The organism is Streptomyces sp. P17, from assembly GCF_032436805.1.
Taxonomy (GTDB): Bacteria; Actinomycetota; Actinomycetes; order Streptomycetales; family Streptomycetaceae; genus Streptomyces.
Genome location: NZ_JAVRBF010000151.1, coordinates 1 through 2933 on the forward strand (window position 1 = coordinate 1; position 2933 = coordinate 2933).

General features: G+C 69.6%; 2 protein-coding genes and 1 pseudogene. 1 reads left to right on the forward strand and 2 read right to left on the reverse strand.

Going from position 1 to position 2933, the window contains the following annotated elements:
• Nucleotides 1-194 (reverse strand): annotated as a pseudogene (locus tag RMT89_RS39890) (cytochrome ubiquinol oxidase subunit I); the annotation flags it as partial.
• The gene (gene coxB / locus RMT89_RS39895) at nucleotides 191-1150 is read right to left on the reverse strand and encodes a cytochrome c oxidase subunit II (RefSeq protein ID WP_315888647.1); all 960 of its coding nucleotides are present in this window, start codon (nucleotides 1148-1150) and stop codon (nucleotides 191-193) included. The pseudogene RMT89_RS39890 and the gene coxB, both read right to left, overlap by 4 nt.
• 260 nt (nucleotides 1151-1410) lie before the next feature.
• On the opposite strand from coxB, the gene RMT89_RS39900 reads away from it, so the two are divergent.
• Complete coding sequence (locus RMT89_RS39900) at nucleotides 1411-2787, forward strand: aminotransferase class V-fold PLP-dependent enzyme (protein ID WP_315888648.1); 1377 nt, start codon at nucleotides 1411-1413, stop codon at nucleotides 2785-2787.
• The last annotated feature ends 146 nt before the right edge of the window (nucleotides 2788-2933 follow it).

The following is a 2933-nucleotide window of genomic DNA, read 5'->3' on the forward strand; positions in this document are numbered from 1 at the left end:
AACAGCGCCAGCACGCCACCGATGCAGAAGAACGCGAACGACGTGACCAGGTAGAGCGTTCCGATCGTCTTGTGGTCAGTGGTGGTGAGCCACTTGATGACGACACTGCCGCGGTTCTGGCGCCTGACCGGCAGCTCGTCCGTGTAGTGGGACTCTGCTGCGGCGGCACCCTGGGGTTCGTTGAGGATGCTCACAGGTTGTTCGTCTCCCGGTTCTTCTCGCGGCTCGTCTGCTCGATGCCGGCGGGAACGTAACCGGTCTGCCCCTTCTTCACGAGGTCGTTGAGGTGCTGCTCGTAGCGCTCCTGGGAGACGACCTTCACGTTGAACAGCATCCGGGAGTGGTCGACGCCGCAGAGCTCGGCGCACTTGCCCAGGAAGGTGCCCTCCTGGTTGGGAGTCACCTCGAAGGCGTTGGTGTGGCCCGGGATGACGTCCTGCTTCATCAGGAACGGCACGACCCAGAAGGAGTGGATGACATCGCGCGAGGTGAGGACGAAGCGGACCCGCTTGCCCTCGGGCAGCCACAGGGTCGGGCCCGGGTTGCCGGTCTGGGGGTTGCGCGTGCCGGGGGTGCCGCAGTCGTAGACGCCGCCGGCGTTGGCCGGGAAGTCTTCCCTGAAGCGGTCCGGAATCGCGTCCAGTTCCTTGGCCTTGGTGGCGTCACCGGTGGAACCGTCGACGCTCTCGACGTAGTTGAAGCACCAGCTCCACTGGAAGCCGACGACGTTGATGGTGACGTCGGGCTTGTCCTTGAGCTCAAGGAGCTTCGACTCGTCGCGGGCCGTGAAGTAGAAGAGCACCGAGACGATGATCAGCGGGACCACCGTGTACAGCGCCTCGATCGGCATGTTGTACCGGGTCTGCGGAGGGACCTCGACCTTGGTGCGGCTGCGCCGGTGGAAGATGGCACTCCACAGGATCAGGCCCCACACCAGCACGCCGACGGCGAGCGCGGCAGCCCAGGAGCCCTGCCACAGGGAGAGGATCCGCGGAGCCTCTTCCGTGGTCGGGGTGGGCATACCAAGGCGGGGGAAGTCCTTGTATGTGCAACCGGTGGCGGTCGCCAGGACCAGGCCCGCGGTCAGTGCCTGCAGCAGCTTCCGCCGCATCGGGCGCCGCGGCGAGCGGTCGGAGCCGTTGGGACTCACGTAGCGCCTTCCCGAGAGTCTCGCCCGCGCGGTCGGCTGCGGCCTTCTCGCTGGTCGGTCGCCGCCCTGCGTCGGGCAGGGGTTTGGATGTTTATGCGGACCAAACCCTAGCCGACGCCCTCCGGGGCTTCGCGGGGAGGGGTGCCTATGAGTGGGGGGTTCGCTGGATTGGCGGCTGCGGGCCTGTTGCGGCTGGCCGCGCCCCGCGGCGGAGCCGCATATCGGCACAGCCCCGCCCCCTACGGAGTTAGCGTGGCTGTGTGTCCTATTTCGATGCTGCTTCCAGTGCTCCTCTTCATCCCGTGGCCCGGCAGGCACTGTTGGCCTCCCTTGACGAGGGGTGGGCTGATCCTGCGCGGTTGTACCGGGAGGGACGGCGGGCGCGGTTGCTGCTGGATGCTGCCCGGGAGGCCGCTGCCGAGGCCGTGGGATGCCGGGCCGACGAACTGACCTTCACCTCGTCCGGGACCCGGGCCGTGCACAGCGGGATCGCGGGGGCGTTGGCCGGGCGGCGGCGGGTGGGACGTCACCTGATCGTGTCATCCGTCGAGCATTCTTCCGTGCTGCATTCCGCCGAAGCGCATGAGAGGGAGGGCGGTTCGGTCACCCGGGTGGCGGTCGGCCGAACGGGAACGGTGGACCCCTCGGCCTACGCGGCCGGGCTCCGGCAGGACACCGCGCTGGCCTGTCTTCAGTCGGCCAATCATGAGGTGGGGACCGAGCAGCCCGTTGCCGAAGTGGCCGCGTTGTGCCGGGAGGCGGGGGTGCCGTTGCTCGTGGATGCGGCGCAGTCGCTGGGGTGGGGGCCGGTCGAGGGGGACTGGTCGCTGCTCACCGCCAGTGCCCATAAGTGGGGCGGGCCGTCCGGGGTCGGGGTGCTCGTCGTGCGCAAGGGCGTGCGGTTCGCTCCTCAAGGGCCCGTGGACGAGCGGGAGTCCGGGCGGGCGGCCGGGTTCGAGAACCTTCCGGCGATCGTGGCGGCGGCGGCCTCGCTGCGGGCGGTGCGGGCCGAGGCGGTCCAGGAGGCGGCGCGGCTGCGGGAGCTGACGGACCGGATCCGGGCGCGGGTGCCGGAACTGGTGCCGGATGTGGAGGTGGTGGGCGATCCGGTGCGCCGGCTGCCCGGCATCGTCACCTTCTCGTGTCTCTATGTCGACGGGGAGACACTGCTGCACGAGCTGGACCGCTCCGGTTTCTCCGTCTCGTCCGGATCATCCTGTACGAGCAGCACGCTGACGCCCAGCCATGTACTGAGGGCGATGGGGGTGCTGAGCGAGGGGAACGTCCGGGTGTCGCTGCCGTTCGGGACGGCGCGGGAGGACGTGGAGCGGTTCCTGTCCACCCTGCCCGGCGCGGTGGCGTCGGTGCGGGAGAAGCTGGGCGCACCGACGCCCACGACGGTCGTACAGGAGGACGCCTTGATCGTCGACGCCCTGGGCAAGCGCTGCCCGATCCCGGTCATCGAACTGGCGAAGGTCATCGGGGACGTGCCGATCGGCGGGACGGTCCGGGTGCTGTCCGACGACGAGGCGGCCCGCCTGGACATCCCCGCGTGGTGCGAGATGCGGGGGCAGGAGTACGTGGGGGAGGAACCGGCGGACCGGGGTACGGCGTATCTGGTCCGCCGGGTCAGCTAGTGCCGCGGCAGGCGACGTTTGCCCGTCAAGGAGCGGCGTCCGGTGCGTGCTCTCGGCGTGCCGGCCGGCAGCCCTCGTACTGGATGTACCTGGGCTTTCGGCCGGTGCGGCGAGAGTGCGTGCCGGGCGTCGCGACGGGGCGAACG